This window comes from Calothrix sp. NIES-3974, assembly GCF_002368395.1.
Taxonomy (GTDB): Bacteria; Cyanobacteriota; Cyanobacteriia; order Cyanobacteriales; family Nostocaceae; genus NIES-3974.
In genome coordinates this window covers 1,288,510-1,305,714 of record NZ_AP018254.1, presented here as the reverse complement: position 1 = coordinate 1,305,714, position 17,205 = coordinate 1,288,510, and the positions used below count along the sequence as shown (strand labels likewise).

Annotated in this window: 12 protein-coding genes and 1 CRISPR repeat array; of the genes, 2 read left to right on the top strand and 10 right to left on the bottom strand. The window is 39.2% G+C overall.

All coding sequences use genetic code 11. The annotated features are described in order from the left end of the window. Positions 1–47: 47 nt before the first annotated feature. From CDC37_RS05045 to CDC37_RS24005, 3 genes are all read right to left on the bottom strand, one after another. The gene (locus tag CDC37_RS05045) at positions 48–1,406 is read right to left on the bottom strand and encodes an ABC transporter ATP-binding protein (RefSeq protein WP_096620771.1); all 1,359 of its coding nucleotides are present in this window, start codon (positions 1,404–1,406) and stop codon (positions 48–50) included. 502 nt (positions 1,407–1,908) lie between these two features. After that, the gene (locus CDC37_RS05040; RefSeq protein ID WP_096620770.1) at positions 1,909–2,811 is read right to left on the bottom strand and encodes an FkbM family methyltransferase; all 903 of its coding nucleotides are present in this window, start codon (positions 2,809–2,811) and stop codon (positions 1,909–1,911) included. A 218-nt stretch (positions 2,812–3,029) separates the two neighbouring features. Then, on the bottom strand, positions 3,030–3,185 hold the full coding sequence (locus tag CDC37_RS24005; protein WP_157780654.1) for a hypothetical protein: 156 nt from the start codon (positions 3,183–3,185) through the stop codon (positions 3,030–3,032). Positions 3,186–3,506: 321 nt separating this feature from the next. Here CDC37_RS24005 and CDC37_RS05035 point away from each other — a divergent pair, with 321 nt between their 5' ends. Then, on the top strand, positions 3,507–4,076 hold the full coding sequence (locus tag CDC37_RS05035; protein ID WP_096620769.1) for a Uma2 family endonuclease: 570 nt from the start codon (positions 3,507–3,509) through the stop codon (positions 4,074–4,076). Between the two features lie 113 nt (positions 4,077–4,189). On the opposite strand, the gene CDC37_RS05030 is transcribed toward CDC37_RS05035, so the two are convergent. The 6 genes from CDC37_RS05030 to cas10 form a co-directional block, all read right to left on the bottom strand. Then, a complete protein-coding gene (locus tag CDC37_RS05030) occupies positions 4,190–5,755 on the bottom strand; it encodes a hypothetical protein (RefSeq protein WP_096620768.1) in 1,566 nt (521 codons plus the stop codon). Between the two features lie 158 nt (positions 5,756–5,913). Continuing rightward, positions 5,914–7,866 carry an RAMP superfamily CRISPR-associated protein gene (locus tag CDC37_RS05025; protein WP_096620767.1) on the bottom strand — a complete coding sequence of 651 codons (1,953 nt, stop codon included), beginning with the start codon at positions 7,864–7,866 and terminating at the stop codon, positions 5,914–5,916. After that, the gene (locus CDC37_RS05020; protein ID WP_172892753.1) at positions 7,863–8,261 is read right to left on the bottom strand and encodes a hypothetical protein; all 399 of its coding nucleotides are present in this window, start codon (positions 8,259–8,261) and stop codon (positions 7,863–7,865) included. Before CDC37_RS05020 ends, CDC37_RS05025 begins: the two co-directional genes overlap by 4 nt. A gap of 42 nt (positions 8,262–8,303) precedes the next feature. Further along, positions 8,304–9,179 carry a type III-B CRISPR module RAMP protein Cmr4 gene (cmr4, locus tag CDC37_RS05015; protein WP_096620766.1) on the bottom strand — a complete coding sequence of 292 codons (876 nt, stop codon included), beginning with the start codon at positions 9,177–9,179 and terminating at the stop codon, positions 8,304–8,306. A 133-nt stretch (positions 9,180–9,312) separates the two neighbouring features. After that, on the bottom strand, positions 9,313–10,410 hold the full coding sequence (locus CDC37_RS05010; protein WP_096620765.1) for a type III-B CRISPR module-associated Cmr3 family protein: 1,098 nt from the start codon (positions 10,408–10,410) through the stop codon (positions 9,313–9,315). Continuing rightward, the gene (gene cas10, locus CDC37_RS05005; RefSeq protein WP_096620764.1) at positions 10,397–13,474 is read right to left on the bottom strand and encodes a type III-B CRISPR-associated protein Cas10/Cmr2; all 3,078 of its coding nucleotides are present in this window, start codon (positions 13,472–13,474) and stop codon (positions 10,397–10,399) included. The genes CDC37_RS05010 and cas10 overlap by 14 nt, the downstream gene beginning before the upstream one ends. Positions 13,475–13,567: 93 nt before the next feature. On the opposite strand from cas10, the gene CDC37_RS05000 reads away from it, so the two are divergent. Further along, positions 13,568–13,870 (top strand): hypothetical protein, encoded by a 303-nt coding sequence (locus tag CDC37_RS05000; protein WP_096620763.1) that lies wholly within the window; start codon positions 13,568–13,570, stop codon positions 13,868–13,870. 185 nt (positions 13,871–14,055) lie between these two features. On the opposite strand, the gene CDC37_RS04995 is transcribed toward CDC37_RS05000, so the two are convergent. Beyond that, positions 14,056–14,946, bottom strand: a complete 891-nt coding sequence (locus CDC37_RS04995) for a hypothetical protein (RefSeq protein WP_096620762.1) — start codon at positions 14,944–14,946, stop codon at positions 14,056–14,058. 258 nt (positions 14,947–15,204) lie between these two features. Continuing rightward, positions 15,205–17,197: direct repeats of the CRISPR family, unit length 36 nt; unit sequence GTTTCCAATCAATTATTTCCCCTCATAAGAGGAGAC. Between the last annotated feature and the right edge of the window lie 8 nt (positions 17,198–17,205).

Sequence of the window (17,205 nt, the reverse complement as noted above, 5' to 3'; positions counted from 1 at the left end):
CTCCCTATTTTCTAGCAAGGAAGTGGGGTTTATTTCATGGATGAAATTCAGTTTACCTGGGGTTTGGGTTTTTCAAAGGGTAAATTAATCGGTGTGCGAGGAAAAATTGCCGCTTCCGTATCTGGATCAAAAAAGTGTAGCTTATCTTGATTTAAAGATAACCAAATTTGTTCACCTAAACGCAGTGGACGTTCTGAGGGTATGCGAACTTGAATCGACTCACTCATAAAACCCCGAAACTCAAAGTTCGCGATCGCAATTTTGGTGGCAACATAACTATCGTTACCCAGATTTTCGATCAATTCAACCTGGACAGGTAAGTTTTTAGTTGCAGGTACACCGACAACTAAATGTTCCGGACGAATTCCCAAAATCACCAGACATCCGTCATATTTTTGCAATGCATTGGCCCAATTTTGGGAAAGGGTCATGCGAAAATCTCCATTGGTAATGATTTGTTGGGATGCATGAAATTTGACGGGAATAAAATTCATCGGTGGAGAACCGATAAACTCCGCCACAAATTTATTGGCGGGACGGTTGTATAATTCCAGGGGAGGAGCCACCTGTTGTAACTGTCCCTGATTGAGAATGGCAATGCGATCGCCCATTGTCATCGCTTCCGTTTGGTCGTGGGTGACGTAAATAGTTGTAGTTCCCAATTGACGCTGAAGTTTGACAATTTGCGATCGCGTTTCTGCGCGGAGTTTTGCATCTAGGTTGGATAGGGGTTCATCCATCAAAAAAACCTGGGGATTACGAGCGATCGCCCTTCCTAGTGCTACCCGTTGTCGTTGTCCTCCCGATAGTTGTTTGGGTAAGCGATGCAACAATCCTTCGATTTGTAACAACTGTGCAACATTTCGCACCCGTTCCTGGACAGCTAATTCCTTTGAGGACAGATACCTCAACCCCTTGGGAAGGTTACGAGTAATACCCACCAGTAAATCTTCACCCATTTTAGCAAAGTGATTCACCGAAGGATTAACACTGTTGACATCTTGCATCTCCAAAAAACGCCGACGCAATCCAAAGGCAATATTGTCATAGACTGTTAAATGGGGATACAAGGCATAATTTTGAAATACCATCGCAATATCCCGTTGCTTGGGGGGAAGTTGATTAATTAACTTCTCACCCAGCCAAATATTTCCACCCGTAATCGTTTCTAAACCAGCAATTAACCGTAGTAAAGTACTTTTACCACAACCAGATGGCCCTACCAAAACCATAAATTCGCCATCTTCCACGGTCAAATTAATCCGTCGCAGCACATTTATAGCCTCGGGACGGTTTCCCCCGTTCTGTTTCCCTAATGGGGAACCGGATTTGACTTGTGCTGATTTCCCTTCCCCTTGACGAGGAGGAAAACTTTTGTAAACGTTTTCGATAACTACTTGCGCCACAGGTATTAAACTTAAATATAGTTACAAAAATTACCAATTTAATTGCCGATCAAATTGCTGGTATTATACCTGGATTTTTGACGAGCGAACTACAAGTGATGGCTAACGGATGTATTTTCACCTTTCTGCCATTTCTTCATCGTCAAAGGTTTAAGTATAGTCTTGTCTAATGCTAACTAAGCTACAGATTGTCTACACCAACTATTATCCCGCAGGAATTTATTCTCGGTGCGGACGGCAATATGCACTTTCGCGCAACTGACATGGCAATTCAGCGCCCATAATACAGGTTTCCAGTCAATTAGAAAAGCATATTCCGGCAAATTGAAGGTTTATGGTCGCGTAACACACTACAACAATCCTAGTTTAAGTCGTGAAAAATAGTGTGCCGTTGACTGATGACAGCTGACTGTTAAGCGTCAGTTGTCAACCGTTAACCACCCTACATGTAATATTTCACAAATCCCGCTCTGACTGCTGTATTAAACATTTCGTTTCCTACTTACACAGGATTTGACTCACTTTTTCTCCCGGGGGTAAAAATCAGATCAACATGGTGTGTTTGATAGGTAGCAAAATCTTGAATCAACTGGTTTATATTCTGTTCATAGGCAATCACCTGGCCTTTTTTATCGATTAAATTGATGGTATAGTTAAGATTCGTAAAAAAATAGAGAAATTCTTGCGGTTCGATTTTGCCAAACACTTTTAAATTAGACGGAGCAAACTCAGCAAAAATAATCGGATGATTCTTTTTTAACAAATTGACCATTCCTTTGAGGGCAGATGGTTCATAGCCTTCAATATCAATTTTGACAATATCTACTGGAATATCTGCTAAGAAATCATCTAAACGAACTGCGGGGATTTCCTCATAATAAGGATTCTCTCCATGAACATAATTCCGTAACTCGTGGACAGTATTACCAGTAAATCTAGCTCCATAGTTGGCTTGATTTCCAAGGTTGGAAATCACAATGGTTTTATTCTCATCACTCACTGCTAATCGATAGGGTGCGATCGCGGTTTGAAATTGATTATAATTAATGCTGGTGGTGAATAAACGAAAGTTGTTTTTATCGGGTTCAAAACTATATATTTTGGCTTGAGGACATTGACTGGCGACAAGGAGGCTATAATAGCCTAAATTAGCTCCAATATCGAAAAAATACAGTTCGGGTTTGCAATGTTGCAAATATTTTAATAACACTTGAGTCACATGTTGTTCATATTCACCTTTCACGAGAATTGGCCGACTAATGGCATTGTCATCTAAATTTAACACCATCGAAAAATTGTATTTTTTTAAATCAGCGATCGCATCATTGGAATGGGCTAAAAACCGAAAAATAAATCCCGGAAATTTTTGATAGACTAAATTTTTGAAAAACTCGAATAATTTCATCAAAAATCACACTCACCTATGATAAGGTAAAAAAAATCAAATTAATACCAATTTACCCACATGCAACAGATGAATTTTGTTGGTAAATTTATCAAAATCAGACAGCAAACCTGTCAAATAGTTAAAAATTAAAACGATGGATATGCATCTGCACAGCCACCGTTAATTAATTATGCTCAAAAATCATGCCAATCGTGGAAAAAATTTTGTCTCCTACCCTACCAATCGTAGTTAGCTTTACCCTTGTATGGTTCACCTGTAAACGGTTGGAAACCAGTTGGTGGATAATCGTCATGTTCCGGTGCGAAAATTTCGATCGCAGCTTCAGAAATAAATTGAGTAATTATAGCCACAATACGTGAGAGCATCATCATATTTAGACCCCTTGTGATTGGTCACATTATTCAGTCGATAAATTTAATGTAGTGGCAGAAGATAGGGTAAATGGGATTTTGCAATATTTTTCAAATCTCCGCAATCTTGATTTATCCAAATTGACGTTTTGTTGTTTATAGTGAGAAGAAACTTCGAGAATAATTAACTTTAATTGCGGGATGATAGATAGCAGGACTTACGAACTGGAAAAGAAAATCAAGCCTTTGACTTAGTTAACAGTTAACAACCCTACATGTAAAATTTTATAAATAATTTAAGACTGCTAGGATGTATAATAAAATCTCGTTGGGAGTACAGAAATGACAACTACCAGCCAGAAAATGACCCTGGAAGAGTTCCTCTCCTATGATGACGGTACGGATAACCTATACGAGTTGGAAAATGGGGAACTGATTTGGATGCCTTCTGAGAGCGAAATCAATCGACGAATAGCCATGTTTTTGTTAGCATATTTGCTTCAACAGGGAATTCCTTCCTATCGATTAACGGTGAAGACGGAGATGGTAGTCAGTGGAAAAAGGGTATCCGTCCGTTTACCGGATTTGTTGGTGTTATCGGAGGAATTAGCAGCAGCAATGGAAGGTGCAAGCAGATCGATTATACTAATGGATATGCCCCCACCTTTGCTAGCTGTAGAAGTTGTCAGTCCTAACCAGGAAAAGCGAGACTATCGCTATAAACGCAGTGAGTATGCAGCTAGGGGAATAGCCGAATATTGGATTGTCGATCCGCTTCAACAACAGGTAACGGTATTGGAATTGGTTGAAGGTCTGTATGAGGAAAAGGTTTATCGAGGTAGCGATCGCCTAAATTCACCTTTGTTTCCCCAAGTCGATTTAACAGCAGAGCAAGTATTACAAGCAAAATAAAAGTTGAATCCTTCAGTACCCTTAACCCGCGTTTCTCGCAAAACCCTAAAACTCATAGGGAGTAGGGAGTGGTGAATAGAAGGAAAATCAATTTGTTATTCAAAGCTGACAACTTACTCGTGAGAAATCCTGGTTAAACCCCAGTGATACAGGTTGCGTACAAGTAACTTATTTATATCAACTTTATCGACTTTACTGGTAACTTCTTGAAGGACATCAAACATTAAATCTCTTATCACTTCGGGATTATCTGAGAGTTTCACCGGAAATAATCCCCCATCGTTCCAGACACGACGGATATCATATAAATTCAGCGATTGACATTGATGAACTAATTCATTGCGTTTTTCACGAATCCTATCTAATAATTTATACCATTTATCATTGGTGTCAATTTTACGATAATTACACCAACCTTTAATTAAAGCCGTAAATCCAGGGTTATATTTATTTCCTAGGTCTTTTTTCTCCGGTGGGATGGTCACAAAACCTTTCTCAAGCCATCTATTTTCTGTAAATTGAATAAATAGCAAGCGTTCTATAGTTTGCGCAAACTGTATAAAAGCCGCAGTATAATTCTTTCTGGTTAATGCTAATTCAATTAAAAATGCTGACTCCCAAGTTTTGATTACATCTTTTGCTTTCATATTATTCAGTGCTTCTTGCCAAGATTTGATTGTCTCACCATCCACAATTTTGGCAACTTCTTTAGAATTGATAAAATTACCAATCTCCGGAATAAATTTATCCATCTCCCAATTCGTATAAAGTGTGAGTATACCAGCTAACTTATACAAACAGGAATGACGATTTAAATGTACTTTTAACCAGATTTGTGCTTCACCAAAATCACCCCGCTCCCAAGCAGAGATAACTCGTAATTTTTCCAAAGACCAGAAATATTCTCCCATTGCAATTAATTTAAAATCTTGAGAATAAGAAGCAGTTCTAGCACCATTTGCTAAAGCTGGGAAAAATTCTTCCGGTTCATTTGGAGTCGCATTAAAAATCCGACACTGACGAACCAAAGCAGCAGCACAGATTTCCACACAAGATGCGATCGCGGGGGTACATCCTTTATTTTGAATCCATAAAACAAACTCTCGATTGCTAGAACTGGAAAAATAATCGAGTATTTCTGGTATTATTAATACTTCTAATTCTTGACGAATTGCATCGCTATCATTTGCATGGATAACTGGAGTATGAACATCAACTCTTAATTTAGGATATTGTTGCCTAATTTTTCCTGCCATTAATTTTGCCAACCATAAGGTATCCAAACGACGGTAAAACCAAGAGACATTTTCTGGTTGGTCTGTTCCCCACAAAATAATATGCTTTAATCCTTGTTTAACAGCCTGTTCAATAATTTTACTATCTAAAAGTAATTCAACTTGACTAAAATCTTCACCCAACCATTCTACACAATAATCATAATATCGCTTGCCAATATCGCGCGCACTCCAAGGAAAAGTTTTTTCTTGTCCTTTTTCATCAGTTTCTTGATAATATCCCCGTTCAATTCCTAGTTCTCGATAAAGTTCATCAACGTGACGGGGATAGCTAATATTTCCATCTGCACCAAAGGAACGAATTACACCATCTTGACAGCGCCATCCAATTTGACGTGTTCCCACGGTAATGATTAAGGTATCTACTGGCTCTACTTGATTCATGAATTCATTGGTAATTAAATTGTATCAAGTGAAAATATTCAATTATTGTGGTGTGGGTATCCTGAACCTTTCTCTTGATAATTGAAGTGCTGAATAATCAATTAAATTAATCACTATTTTTTCGTTTTTGATGGCGATATTTTGGGATTATTTGCCATTTATCCAAAGACTAATATTGCTTGATTTGACTTTCTTAATTTATCTAACTCTTGAGCATATTGAAGTCTATCTGGATGGTCACAACCAAAGATAGTGACAACTTGATAGGGTTCTTGTTGATATGGAAAAATTGATTTTATCCAAACGAATGATGGTGTTCCTAATGCTCCACCAACATTTGCATTTCCTGTTCCATTACTCATTCCTTTAAAGCGAGTATCTCCATAGAAAAAATCTAATGCCGTACCTTTCACATTGGCGTTAGTTCCCTCCGTTTGCCAATTCTTAACCTTTTGTGGTGGAATTTGATTTGGTGATTTGACTAACCAAACTTGAGCATTTTTATCTAATACGTCTTGATGTCTTTGTTTTAGCTTACTAGGACTACTGGTATAGTTATTTGTTGATGATTTAATTTGCTGAAAAGCTGTTTTTAAATTTGTAAATAAGTCCTTCCATTGACGTTCATTATAAGCTAGCGGTAAATTACTATTCGTGACCTCCCAATGACAACCCCGCATTCTTTTATTTAATAAATGTAATGGTCGTCTTGAACCTCTTCCAACCCCTCCTAAATGGGAAGCAAGAATTAATAATTGTTCAGCAATCAGGAGATATTTAGTTTCTGTTGCTGTTAAATAAATTCTTCCTCTGTAGCAATAAGGTTCTTGACTTGGAGATGGGTTTATCCTTGTCGCAATGGAAATTTTACCTTGTTTTCCTAATTCTCCAAATAATAGGCTTTCTAAACTCTGACAAGTCGAGATATCGTACAAACTTAATGCAACTGCACGGAACCAATATCTGAGAATTCCCCGGATAGCACTCGGACGAAATTCTACATCTCCCTTATATCCATTAGCTCTTGATGGGGGATTGTAACCATACATTCCCTGAGTCCATAATTCAAATTCATAGCTAGTTGATTCGTAGCTAGATTGAATATTATTTGGTTTATTTAATAATGCTAATCCATAACCGCTACTTACACGGGAGCCGATACCTTCTAAAAGTGCATTTTCTAACCATTCTTTGACAGTTTGTACGACATTTTTATCGAGATTTTTATCACTTTTTCCCTGGGCTGTCAGACGTAAACCAATTAAAAATTCTGGCTGGAATAAACTTAAAAATGCATGGGGTACAGGCTGATATTTAACCACATTCCGTTCCCAAGACCATTGCGGTGTAGCCACATCAATACTTAAACATGGTTTAATGGGGAATGCGTCTAAAAATTCAACTTTTGCAGCTTTAGCATTCTTCCCTTCTAACATTCCTAATAAATCACATATCTGTGCTGACGCACCATGTTTTTTAGCCCAAGTACACGCAGCACCCTTAAGGGTAGAAGCAGGGATATAAGGTATACCAAAAACAGGATGTAATACAGGCAGTAGTAATTCCCTAAAACCCCTTGTACCACCAACACGTAATCGCCAATTAAACGTAACTTTTAGGGTATTTTCCTCTTGGTTATCTACTAGTTTTAGAGTGCGATCGCGCAATTTCTTATATATGTCCTGACAATTTTTTTCCGCAGTAACTGTATCTTTAAGAATTTTCATTCTCTCCACTTCATCGTTCTCATCAGGAAGTTTTGCTTCTGTCCAGTATAATGCTTGTAATGGATTGCCTAATTCACTCATATTAATTGCTTGGGGTGTGATGTTAGCCACAGGTGCAGAAGCAGTTTTAAAATAAATGCGATCGCAAACTAATCTAAATTGATTTTCGAGTTTAGTTTGGATAACTTTTAGTTGTCCCTGAGCGTTTTTGCGTAAGTTATCATCGCTAAAATAAATGGTGAGACATTTATTCTCATATCCACCGTATACAGATGATTCTAGCAAAGTGCCCAGTTTAGATTTATTTTTGAGTTCTGCTTGTACAAACTCACGCCAAATATCACTGGAAGAATTAGATTTGTTTGGTTGAGAATTACGATTCATTCTTGTTCTGCCTCACCTAAAATTGGTACAACCCAAAAAGACCATTCCCGTGCTAATTCAATCGCTAAACGGTTTAATCCTGTGTATACCTGCAAATCCATTCCGATTAAACTACCTGCATCATCACAAGCAAAAGATATATTGCTTAACTCCTGCAAAGTTTTTAAAAACTGTTGATAAACCTGACCTTTATAGCGTGTATCCTCCGAACGTGCCTTCATGTATTTCAATCCATCCCCACAGAGACGGTGTAGTCCCCAGGTCGAAATATATGCTGATATTCCTTGCACAATTGCACTCGCTTTTTCATGGTCGCTAGAACGGACTTTCTTTTTAATTTCTAAAAGTCCATTATAAGCATGACGACTAAAATCTCTTGTATCTAACTTCAACATTTTCTAGTTTCCTATTTCTAATTATCTTTGATATTTGCAGAACTATTTTTTTACTGCAACTGTTTTATTTTCAGTCCAACCTCTCCCTAAACCTTCTAAACCACCAAATTGCAAACGGTCATTTAAAACTTCTAGCAACAATTCTCGAACTGTTTGAGTTGGTGTTTTATCTTTATTTGCTTTGATTCCCCAAGGGAAAAATAAAACTGTTTCAGAAGGAATTGCTTCTTCTGAACGAAATGAACCACCATCGACTACTTTCTCATCTGTTTTTAATGCTATTCTCACTTCTCGTTGTAAACCTATTTCTACTAAAGCCGCACAATCCTGATCAGCTAAAATTACTAGTTTTTCTTGGAGATTTAAAATCCCATTACCATTGGGTATTTCTTTAAAAACATCTAAATAATTAGCCTTGATACTTAATTTACTTAGTTGACTAATTTCATTTTCTTTGAGAACAGCACCTTGTAAAAATACCTGTTTACCCTTCACAGATGCAACTACTTTTTTACTTGAATCTTGTAGCTGCAATTTACATTCTTGAATTAGTTGTGTCAAATCTGGATTTTGTAACCAGCGATTCCAGCGACTTAACCACAAAGGACAGGTTATCCATAGATATTGGTGGCTAAAAGAAGCAATCGGAAATAATAATAAAGTTGCATCTGCAAACCATACTTCTCCTTCTGTTGGTTGATTACCATTTTTAATTCTTTCACCAAAAAAAGTACCTGCTTCTGCTTGAACTGAGGGATTACTTTCTAGCAATGAACGAATTTTACCCCGGATAGAAGAAGAGGGAATATAGGGGTATTCAGTCTGTGCTTCCCGTGCAATTCCTAACAAATTTCCTGCTTGGGTACTAGCACCTGTGTGTAATGGAGTTAACAAGTAAGTGTAGGTTAGATAGTTCATATTGAATGTAGTTGAATGAATTTTAATGAATAGATGGTCTGTTTGAGAATTCCAAGTAATCTGAAAATACGAAGTTAGCTGATATTATGCTTCACCCAATCTCTAGTTAATTTCATCATTTAGAATTCCTGACTCACACTTGATAATTGATCCACAGTAATTCCGAATAACCCAATTTCCTCCAGCTATTTACCTTGGTTTCCGGGTTATCCTGATACAAACTCTGGGGTTGGTTCAAGTAATACATACTCCCTGGAGTTGCAGCAAAAACCTGGGGTGCAGGAATACTCTTAGTTTCATCTTTTTTGTCCCGAAATCTACAGCTAATTGCTAAAGCTTTATCGGTAGCAAAACTGACTAATTCTCCCTGTTTCCATTCCCAAGGTCTTGCTTGACAGGTGGATGTTTCCCGACCGTGATTTTTATCCTTGCGTTCAAATACTCCAGGAGTCACTAGATAGGCGATCGCTCTCTTCGCTCTTGCAGATATAAAGTTACGCTGGGATAAAGCTGCTAATTCCTCCCATTGCTTCCCTAATTCATCGCATCTGTGCAATAACACCCGATGTCCTTCTCCTCCCAAGCGAATTGTGGTTGGTGTGTCAATCTCCACATTCAGTCCCACAGCTAAACTCCATCCTGGAAGCATTCGGATTGCATTCTCCACAAAGTAACCGTCTGCATCTTGAACTTGTCGGGTGTTCTCTTGGATGGTATTGTGGGGTCGGGTTTCCATTGTCCAGGGTTTGTTTTCCCCTGGATGTTGCACTAACCAATTTTCAGGTTTAATTTGACCTGTTTGCAGATATGTCGCAACGGTTGAATAGGGTAAATATTGACGATAATTTGGAGTTTCCTGGGTCGAATCCTCTTCATCGTCACTTTGCGGAATCGAGGAAGGTCTAACTAAAGGACGGGGTTGGGATGGATTGGTTTTGACGTGATGGAAGGGTGAATTTTCATCCCAATCGACGGGAATCAGGGGAGTAGTACCGACAAATCCCAATGGACGGGGGAAATATAGGGTTTGATCAAAGCAGAAAAATGGCCCTTTAATTTGCAGTGGATGTTTATCGTTTTTACCAGTGTTAATTAAAGTATTAATAGCACCTACAATTGTATGACCATTCGGTGGAAATACGCTACTTGCCCAAGCTCTTTCTCCTGGAGAAAAGGGTTTTGCATCCCGCAGTAACAGGACATCTAAGGGAGTGAGATTATACCAATACATGCTCATTTACCCCCAATTTGATTTTGCGATCGCGTAGTGTAAAAGCTGCTAGTTTTAACCAGCTTTGTACTTGAGTGTCTAGTTCCTCTGGTTGTGTTGTATTCCATAAGCTTGAGAGAAACTCCGATAAAATCTGTTGAAATTGCTGTTTGAGAGTTTCATCTTTTAATTGTTCTCTTCTGTTGCAAAATGTCTGTGTCCAAGATGGAATTGCTGCTGAAATTGGTGCAGGGTGTTGTTCCCAAAGATTCGCTGCTTGTTCAAAGATACTCGCTTCAATATTTCGATGAGTACTTGAACTAATTTGAATTAATTCTTGCCATTGGTGAAAGACATTGAATTTAGCAGTTGCTTTTAAAATATTACCATTTCCGTATAAAATTCTCACCTGTACAGCGTCTTTTTTCTGTTTATTTGGTGATGTATGTTCTTTTGCTGCTGTTTCCGCTTCCCACATATTTTCTAATGCAATTGCGAGGGGAACAGAATGATGGGCAATCACAATTCCAAAACTAATTGTGGCATTTCTTCCCATCGTAAATAAAGGACGTTTACTAATCTTCCTAACTCCCCTCTCTGTTAAAGGAGAGGGATTAGAGGTAAGATTATATTGCCAATAATCCCCTTCATTGGTAAATTCATTTTTTGGGTCTTTATCACCTCGAAAACATTGACGAATATCCCATAACCAATTATCCCATTCCCACAAATTCGTGTAAGCCAAAACATCATCACCACCGCTATAAATTAACCTTCCTGCATAGCGTTGTTCGGTTAAATAGGGTACTAACTGATTGGAAAAATCTAATAATGCTCGACTCAAAGCGCTGTGGGTGGATGGTCCCATATGTTTATTTAATTTGAGGTATTCCTGAAAATCCTTGTTATCTGTAGTGTTTTTTAGAACTTTAGTGGGAATACATTCACGATATGGTGGCATTTTCTTACCCTTCAACCATTCACTCATTCCATCCCCATCTCCAGCAGCTAATACATACCAATCCGATGGATTTGCACTGGGATAATAGCGGTCAAGAATCCTTTGAATACCCTGACGATAGTTTATTTTAATTTCACGAATTTGTTGCCTAATTACCTCTTTAACTTCCTCATCATCTTCATTTTTTAATCTGCTTTCCCATTCCTGCAATTCTTCAGTTTCAGCATCTTCCACCAACCAACCAGAATTTAATAACCGAGGATGATACCTTTGGGGTCTTCCATCATTATCCATCCAAGGAATACCCCATTTTTCCCGCATTCCATTAATGACTTCCCTAGTCCAGGGGTATTCTTGATTAATTGCATCACAAACTGTGTGAAAATACCGCCAATGCTCGAACAATTCCTGTTCCTGCATCACTTTGAGATATCCTGCAACACCAGCAGTTAAATCGGGATAGGATGCAGCAATATCATCTTGAATATTATCTTTTTCTAAGTTTAATAGCTTCGGTAATACTTTCTCCAAACTCCGTTTAACAACTTCCGTCGCATTTAATTGTTCCCGACCATCAAATAAACCTGCATCCCGTTCCCAATATTTTTTTGTATCCCCTTCTGTCACCCAATCGTGATTATTTGAGGAATGGGATGTGATGGGGGGATGGACAACTGCACCAATACCTGATATCGTTGAACGGGGTGCAAATACTGTGGGAATTACCCAATTTCTGGCATTTTTTACCGCATTTAGTGCGCTACGGGTTTGATCAAAAATACTCGACCACCAAGAACCTACATTGACGCTGAATTTACGACCATATCTTTCTAATCTTTGTTGATAGGCTTGGCGTAAAAATTTTAATTCAGCAGGCTTATATAAATTAGCTTTAAAAGCTTGATTTTGAGCATTTACCCAAGGCTCAAATTTATCTTTATCAACTTCCAAAATCGCTGCATTTTTCAATTCTTCCCCTTCCTTACCCAAGGGTACACCAGCCCAATAAAATTGCCACTGTGCTTGTAACCAACCGTCCCAGACTTTACTTTCTTTCCGTAAACCCCGCATCCAGCGACGGTTTTTCTGCAATTCATCAAATACTAAATCCCCTAATTCTTGCCATGTTTCTTTGAGGGTTTGCTCTGCCATTTGCATTGCAGCTTCTACCTTATCTTTGGGGAGAATCATGACAATAACATTGGGAAAACCTGCCGTTAGTAAATCATGAAAATTAGGTTTTGTAACTCCTAAATCGGGATATTTTTGAGTTAACCAAAGGTCAATTAAGGGTTGTTGAAATAAACTGGGATAGAGGAAACTATCGGGACCATATTTTAGGGCTAATTCAAAGCATATTTTCGCCGCAATGTAATGTAAAATCCAGGAACCAGCCCAAAAATCTCGCATTTTACGACTAGCTTTAATTAATTCCTGGACAGGAGTAAAGGTAAACGAAACTACATAGGGATGGGAAACTTCCTTTCCAGGTTGCCAACGTTCTAAATCATCACTGGTTGCATCATAACCCGTCAATGCTCCCGCAAGTGCTGCTGTGATACTTGCATGACTCCAAATGGAACTGTCGGGAAGTCGGGTTTCTGCGGGCATTAACATTAAGGTATCATCGTGATTAAATAGCTCAAATACCTTTTCTGGTAAGCATCTCCACAACCACCAAAATACCTGTTCTTCGTCATTACGGATAGCTGGGGGAATTAAATCTACCAGCTGATCTTCTTTTTGTGTTAGGTACTGAAGTCTACTTGAGATGAGTCTGTTGTGTTCGGATACACGAAAATTTAATGTTGCACCCGATAGCAGGTGTTTGATTTCTAAGCCATTGTTGTCATAATTTACACTACTAGCAATACTACCGATCGCACCCCTATCGCTAGCTGATGCAATGTAGTCTGCAAGTTTCATTCGCTTCAGAAGTTTTCCCTGAGAATCTTCCGGGTTCCAATTATTTTCTACCCAGTCTTGCATGACATCAAGTCGCTGCCAAAAACTGTTACCACCACGTCCAGTATTATCATGTAGAGCCTTGAGAATGGGGTCATGGAGAATACCCCATATTTTCGATTGCCAGAAGACTTTTGCCTTGGAAGATGCGTTGACCACAAGTTACATTCCTTACACTGTGATTGCATAGTAGTCTAACAGATACTTATTCCAAGTCGCCACTATTAGAAAATATGAAGTTATTTTTCTTTGATGGCTGAATATCCTACAGATTGGACGTTTGGTTTGTTTATGAGTTATAGTGGGATATTTTCTTTTTTATTGACAGACGGGAATGGTTATGCTGTTCCAACGGTCAACAACCGCGATCGCATTTTTCTAGTGGTTTGTTCCATGGGTTTTGAAGGGTTCGTAGTTGTGGCTCTATCCCGGAAAAATTTTAATATAAAGGCCCTCAAGTACACACATGCCTTTCCTCATCCATCAAAATTAATATGGTGGAGTACCAGCGATCGCATGTTCCCGGTCAGCAGCAAACTCAGTAGTATCGATTGAATGATCAGTATAAACAACGGTATTATCATCAACGCTTGAAGAGTGGATAGGTCATTTTGAAAATAGTAGACAACTGGGAATTAAAATTTTTAATCATGACTGCGATCGCTGTAATTAGGGCTAAAACAAAAATACCCATTAGAAAAGAGGGAGCTTAGACTACTAGATTAGTAAAGCCCCGCAGACTATGGTTTCAGGGTTACATCTACAGTCAGGGTATTGTTTTGGCGATTGGCTTCACCGAGTTTATTATCTGGATCAATTTCTACGACTACTTTATTGGTGCCATTGTTGATGGTAATACCCTTGGTTAACTCGGCAATTTTTGAGCCATCTGTAAATTCCACTGTAGCCGTCTGAGATGAACCTCCACTCGTAATTTTTACTGGTACTTTCAAATTACCGGCGGTGCTATTTCTAAAGATAAAAACTCCTGCCCAATAAACACAACTTGCTTTGCCACAACGTTTGTTGTTAGCCCTATTTAGGGTAATGGGTTGACCGGGAGTGGCGTAAGGAGTGCTGGTGTTTACACTTTTGGTGTAGCCTGTGGCAAAATAAACAGCTCGACGCATGCTCAGGTCAACTGCGCTAGTAGCACTGTCTGAGAGGGCTTGCCAATCACCGCTCAGTTTTATGGTGTAGTTGAGCATTACAGGGTCAGAGTTGGGATAGGCACCAAAACTGAGAAGGACTGCCTGTGGCTTTTTGTCAGGAGTAGTGATTACACACTTATCTCCTTTTTTCTCTACTTCTAGGTAAAGATTGCCTGTGCACAGAGGGTTGTCCTTAACCGCATCTGTGGCATTGCGATATACCTGCCAAAAGAAAACCGCTCCTTTATTATCTTTAGGAGCAATATTCACATCAAAAAAAATATTGCCTGATCCCGCCAAAAAAGTTACATAATACTTTTTCCCTTTGGTGGGCAGAATTTGCCCTGAAATAGTATTGCTTTTTAGGACGGTGGGATTTTGTGGATTGGTGGAGAATGTTTCTGCTTGGGTGGGTAAAACGCCGTACAAAATCACTGTTAAGCCTAGGCTAAGAATGGCTGTGGGTGCTTTTTTGAACATAGAATTTACCTCCTACCAGTTTTATTGAACTGGTTAACCTTTGCGTGGTAGACATAATGACATACTTATTGTCTGCTCTCAGTTTAGTTTTAGTAATTTTTAATTTTTCAATAGCTGATGAAGGCACTCTACCTAGTAGGTACGCCAAGAATAATATAAAACTAATAACTACTGCAATGTAGGATCTTCTCTATAGATGGCATTGGGCATCTTGCCATGTTTGAGAGCTTTACCATAACTGCACAAAGGGCATTCCATGTTTCCAATCAATTATTTCCCCTCATAAGAGGAGACAGCAGGTCGAGAACGGCGCCCAGATCATCGACGTCAACAGTTTCCAATCAATTATTTCCCCTCATAAGAGGAGACATTTTCTTGGGAATAAGATGAAGAATTGCATTTCATGTTTCCAATCAATTATTTCCCCTCATAAGAGGAGACTATCAGATAATAGACAAAGCCAAGGAGTTGTTGGGTTTGTTTCCAATCAATTATTTCCCCTCATAAGAGGAGACGTTAAGGGCTGGTTAAGACAAAAGAAAGTAGCGTATTCCGTGTTTCCAATCAATTATTTCCCCTCATAAGAGGAGACATACCAGCTTCAGGGAACTTTGCTAATTGATGTACCAACCCTTCAATAGTGTTTCCAATCAATTATTTCCCCTCATAAGAGGAGACTTGGGAGAAAAGAATGGAATCCCCCAAGAAATTAGGTTTCCAATCAATTATTTCCCCTCATAAGAGGAGACAGCAATAATAGGCTTACCACCTTCACTTAAAGCTGCACCACGTTTCCAATCAATTATTTCCCCTCATAAGAGGAGACTGAAATTTTAGAAATAGTCAAAGCATGGCTTACAAATGACATAAAGTTTCCAATCAATTATTTCCCCTCATAAGAGGAGACTCGGCAGGCTCTATTGATCCGGAAGTGAAGTGTTGAGTTTCCAATCAATTATTTCCCCTCATAAGAGGAGACGGGGGCACTGGACAAGGTCTAGATGAAAAGCATTAAAGTTTCCAATCAATTATTTCCCCTCATAAGAGGAGACAAAAACAAGAGGAAAGAAGCGAGGAGATATGGAACTAAAGTTTCCAATCAATTATTTCCCCTCATAAGAGGAGACCGCATCCATCTCATTCCCACATTGCGATCGCATTCCGTTTCCAATCAATTATTTCCCCTCATAAGAGGAGACCCCTGGGGTACGGCAGTAGAGATTATGCTGCCGAACTTTTGTGTTTCCAATCAATTATTTCCCCTCATAAGAGGAGACACTTGGGGTTGGTGTGGGTGTTGGGGTTGGTGTGGGACTTGGGTTTCCAATCAATTATTTCCCCTCATAAGAGGAGACTTGAATTAGTGAAAGAGGCTCTCCAGTGCAGGGAGTTTTCTCGTTTCCAATCAATTATTTCCCCTCATAAGAGGAGACTTGTGCCTGACTGGTGGTGATAATATTCCTTACCGCCAGTTTCCAATCAATTATTTCCCCTCATAAGAGGAGACCCGCCGACCGGTTCGACCTGGTGCTGGTCGAGGAGCTGCTCAAGGTTTCCAATCAATTATTTCCCCTCATAAGAGGAGACTATCGACCTTAAAACCTCTTCCTACACGGGATTAGTGTTTCCAATCAATTATTTCCCCTCATAAGAGGAGACCCCTCAACGAATCACCCTCTTGTGCATACATAGCCCAGGTTTCCAATCAATTATTTCCCCTCATAAGAGGAGACGCCTGGTGCAGCGCAAGTGGATGGACGCTGCCTTGGGGTTTCCAATCAATTATTTCCCCTCATAAGAGGAGACATGAGGTTACTTCCAGTCCCGCCAAACTGGAGTCACGTTTCCAATCAATTATTTCCCCTCATAAGAGGAGACGTTGTCCGCCATACACTTAGGCGGGTAAAGCTTATTGTTTCCAATCAATTATTTCCCCTCATAAGAGGAGACTTTGGAGCATACTGTAGTAAACAAAACAATTTACCTGGTTTCCAATCAATTATTTCCCCTCATAAGAGGAGACGCTGTATTGCTGGCTTCCGAGGCTGGCGTGATAGCATAGTTTCCAATCAATTATTTCCCCTCATAAGAGGAGACAGCACAGTGTCTGTGGTGTCGTTCACTGTGTCTCAGGTTTCCAATCAATTATTTCCCCTCATAAGAGGAGACAATAATAACCATCAGCACGCTTAACTATTCTGACACGCTTAATCTGGTTTCCAATCAATTATTTCCCCTCATAAGAGGAGACCCCTCGAT